This is a genomic window from Spirillospora sp. NPDC049652 (assembly GCF_040675125.1).
Lineage (GTDB): Bacteria > Actinomycetota > Actinomycetes > Streptosporangiales > Streptosporangiaceae > Spirillospora.
On sequence record NZ_JBFAOF010000695.1, the window covers coordinates 1 to 3,951 of the forward strand.

Annotated in this window: 4 protein-coding genes; all 4 read left to right on the forward strand. The window is 67.7% G+C overall.

What is annotated here, in order from left to right; translation table 11 throughout:
- Positions 1-61 precede the first annotated feature (61 nt).
- On the forward strand, positions 62-586 hold the full coding sequence (locus tag AB0J52_RS30805) for a condensation domain-containing protein (protein WP_500186199.1): 525 nt from the start codon (positions 62-64) through the stop codon (positions 584-586).
- Between the two features lie 185 nt (positions 587-771).
- Positions 772-1,563, forward strand: coding sequence for an aa3-type cytochrome oxidase subunit II (gene ctaC / locus AB0J52_RS30810; protein ID WP_500186201.1), 792 nt, complete (start codon positions 772-774; stop codon positions 1,561-1,563).
- 74 nt (positions 1,564-1,637) lie between these two features.
- A complete protein-coding gene (ctaD, locus tag AB0J52_RS30815) occupies positions 1,638-3,281 on the forward strand; it encodes an aa3-type cytochrome oxidase subunit I (RefSeq protein ID WP_500186205.1) in 1,644 nt (547 codons plus the stop codon).
- A 3-nt stretch (positions 3,282-3,284) separates the two neighbouring features.
- Entirely contained in the window at positions 3,285-3,695 is a 411-nt protein-coding gene (locus AB0J52_RS30820; RefSeq protein ID WP_500186203.1) for a cytochrome c oxidase subunit 4, read from the forward strand.
- Positions 3,696-3,951: the final 256 nt, after the last annotated feature.

The window sequence follows — 3,951 nt, forward strand, 5'->3', positions numbered from 1 at the left end:
GTATCCTGCTCATGGTCGTTGCCGTCGTCCATGTCGGTAAAAGATCGTTTAATGGCAGCGGATGCTGGGCCTGTTCATCAACACCGTCCCCGTGCGCGTCCGGCTGGACCCCGCCCGGTCCGCGGCGGGCATGCTCGCCGATCTCCAGGACGCCCGGTCGCGGCTGCTCGCGCACCAGCACCTCGGCCAGACCGAGATCCGTCGCGCCGCCGGGCCCGCCGCCGTCTTCGACACCCTGCTCGTGTACCAGAACTACCCGCGCGGCATCACGGCCGGCGCGCCCGCGGACGGCCCCTCCGGAGCCGGGCTGAGGATCACCGGGGCGGAGGGCGAGGACGCCTCCCACTACCCGCTGACCCTGGTCGGCGCCGCGCCGTACAGCCTCGCGGGGTCGGCCCAGGCGGAGTCGAGCGCGCCGAGCAGCGCCGCCCGCGCCGCCGGATGCAGCGGCTCGGCGGACGCCGCGTCGAAGTACCCCGTCACCACGCCGTCCTCCGGTCGTGCGGGCGGCGGGACACCGGCCGGACACCGCCGCGCGGGACCGTCGCCTCGCCGTGCCAGGAGGAGGGCCGGACAGAGGGTCTGACAGCACATGCTCGAGCCACGCCAGAACCCTAACCGGGCACCCCGAGGGGGGAGTCGCGGACCCTCGCGCTAGTGTGTCCCCCAAACATGTGACAACTGATCTCACCGCCCGGGAGTTCCCTGGGCTCTCATCCGTGGGGAAGGCATTCCGTGAGTCCGACCCGCTCTGGGGAGCGGCGTACGCCTGTGCGCAGTCGCCGCGCAATCAAAAGCGCCGGCGCGCTAGGTCTGCTGGCGCTGTCCGCAACCGCGTGCAGCGGTCAGGCGTCCCGCCTGGGCATGCCCGAGCCGATCAGTGACCAGGCCGAGCGCATGCTGAAGCTCTGGCAGGGCTCCTGGATCGCTGCGTTCTCGGTGGGCGCCGTCGTCTGGGGCCTGATCATCTGGGCGGTGCTGTTCCACCGCAAGCGCTCCAGCGACCTGCCGCCGCAGGTCCGCTACAACATGCCGATCGAGATCCTCTACACCGCGGTCCCGTTCGTGATCATCGGTGTGCTGTTCTACTTCACCGCGCGCGACGAGTCGTACGTCGAGAAGACCACCAGGAACCCGGCGGTCACGGTCGACGTGACGGGCTTCCAGTGGAGCTGGCAGTTCGACTACAAGGAGAAGCAGGGCGGTCAGGAGAAGACCGTCGCCTCCGTGATCGGCACCCCGGTCGCGCCGAACGCCCCGACGGGCGCCAAGCCCGTCATGGTCGTCCCCTCGGACCGGACGATCCGCGTGCGGCTGCACGCCAACGACGTCATCCACTCGTTCTGGGTCCCGGCGCTCCTCTACAAGAAGGACGTCATGCCGGGCTACACCAACGAGTTCGAGTTCACCGCTCGCAAGCAGGGCACCTATGAGGGCCGCTGCGCCGAGCTCTGCGGCGTCGACCACAGCCGGATGCTGTTCCAGCTCCAGGTGGTCTCGCCCGACCAGTACACGACATGGCTGGCAGGCCAGAAGGCCAAGGCGGCGGGGGGTGTCAAGTGACCGCGATCAGCCACGCGCCGACCGCTACGGTCGCCGCGTCCAGGACCCGCAAGGGTCGTCTGGTCGCCGACTGGATGTCGACGACCGACCACAAGAAGATCGGGTACCTGTACCTGATCACCTCGTTCATCATGTTCCTGTTCGGCGGAGTCCTCGCGCTGGTCATGCGCGCGGAGCTGTACAAGCCGGGCCTGCAGCTGGTGAGCAACGAGCAGTTCAACCAGCTGTTCACCATGCACGGCACGATCATGCTGCTGATGTTCGCGACCCCGCTGTTCGCGGGCTTCGCCAACGTGATCATGCCGCTGCAGATCGGCGCGCCGGACGTCGCGTTCCCGCGCATGAACATGCTGGCCTACTGGCTGTTCCTGTTCGGTTCGCTGATCGCGCTCGCGGGCTTCCTGACCCCGGGCGGCGCGGCCAGCTTCGGCTGGTTCGCCTACTCGCCGCTGTCGGACGCGGTCCGCTCGCCGGGCATCGGCGGTGACATGTGGGTGATGGGCCTGGCCATGTCGGGCTTCGGCACGATCATGGGCGCGGTCAACTTCATCACCACGATCCTGTGCATGCGCGCCCCGGGCATGACGATGTTCCGGATGCCGATCTTCACCTGGAACATCCTGCTGACCTCCATCCTGGTCCTGCTGGCGTTCCCGGTCCTGGCCGCCGCGCTGCTGGCGCTGGAGGCCGACCGCAAGTTCGGCGCGCACGTCTACGACGCCTCGCACGGCGGCGCGCTCCTCTGGCAACACCTCTTCTGGTTCTTCGGCCATCCAGAGGTGTACATCATCGCCTTGCCCTTCTTCGGGATCGTGACCGAGATCCTGCCGGTGTTCAGCCGCAAGCCGGTCTTCGGTTACATCGGCCTGGTCTTCGCGACCATCTCGATCGCCGGCCTGTCGATCACCGTGTGGGCGCACCACATGTTCGTCACCGGCCAGGTGCTGCTGCCGTTCTTCTCGTTCATGACGTTCCTGATCGCGGTGCCGACAGGAGTGAAGTTCTTCAACTGGGTCGGCACGATCTGGCGAGGGCAACTCACGTTCGAGACGCCGATGCTGTGGTCGCTGGGCTTCCTGGTCACCTTCCTGTTCGGCGGCCTGACCGGCGTCATCCTCGCGTCCCCCCCGATGGACTTCCAGCTGTCGGACTCCTACTTCGTGGTGGCGCACTTCCACTACGTGGTGTTCGGCACGGTCGTGTTCGCGATGTTCGCGGGCTTCTACTTCTGGTGGCCGAAGTTCACCGGCAAGATGCTGAACGAGACCCTCGGCAAGATCCACTTCTGGCTGCTGTTCATCGGCTTCCACGGCACGTTCCTCGTCCAGCACTGGCTGGGCGCCGCGGGCATGCCGCGCCGGTACGCCGACTACGCCAGCGAGTTCACCGGCCTGAACGAGGTCTCCACGGTCTTCTCGTTCATCCTCGGCGCCTCCATGCTGCCGTTCTTCTACAACGTGTACATCACGTGGAAGAAGGGCAAGCTGGTCGCGGTCGACGACCCGTGGGGCTACGGCTCGTCGCTGGAGTGGGCGACCTCCTGCCCGCCGCCGCGGCACAACTTCGACTCGATCCCGAAGATCCGGTCCGAGCGTCCGGCCTTCGACCTGCACCACCCGCACGTCGGTGCGAAGGGCGAGCCGATCAACATGTCCAACCGGGTCGCGCTCGCCTCCGACGAGCCGGCCACCCGGCACGCCGCGGAAACGGAGGAGTAGCGGATGCGCGTTCAGGCGTTCATGTTCTACGGGTGCGCGATCTTCTTCCTCGCCACCGACGTCGTGTACTGGCTCTGGTCGAAGGACTGGACGGGCACCACGGCGCTGGCCCTCGCGGTCGGCCTGTCGGGCCTGATCGGGTTCTACGTCCACTTCACCATCCGCCGCCTCGAGGGCGCCAACGGCGGCCCGCTGTACGAGGACGACCCGCAGGGTGAGATCGCGGACGCCGCCGGCGAGCTGGGCTTCTTCAGCCCGCACTCGTGGTGGCCGCTGTACATCGGCGGTTCGGCCGCGTTCGTGTCCCTCGGCATGGTGTTCGGCTGGTGGATGGTGCTGCTCGGCGGCGCCGGGCTGCTGCTGTCCACCGTGGGCCTGGTCTTCGAGTACTACCGGGGCCACTTCGCCCACTGACGCGGGTCCGTCGACCCGCACCGCGTGAGCCGGACGGCGTTCCGGTAAAGCGACCTCCAAAGGGGCCTGTGCCTGCGATTTCGCGGGCACAGGCCCTTACATAATGCGCGTTCCTCCGGGGTACGACACTCTTCGAAGATGATCGTATTCGGACAGTGACAAGCAAGCGGGGGTTCATCGGTGCGGGTCGGCAGGCTTGAGAGGACGGGCCGGCGCCGCCGCCGGGCCGCGGTGGGGGTCGTCGGGGGGACGGTGG

Bases quoted from the DNA above. Each gene is read 5' to 3' on its own strand.
- ctaD (WP_500186205.1), top strand. From the start codon at position 1,638: ATGTCGACGACCGACCACAAGAAGATCGGGTACCTGTACCTGATCACC.
- AB0J52_RS30805 (WP_500186199.1), top strand. From the start codon at position 62: ATGCTGGGCCTGTTCATCAACACCGTCCCCGTGCGCGTCCGGCTGGAC.
- AB0J52_RS30820 (WP_500186203.1), top strand. From the start codon at position 3,285: ATGCGCGTTCAGGCGTTCATGTTCTACGGGTGCGCGATCTTCTTCCTC.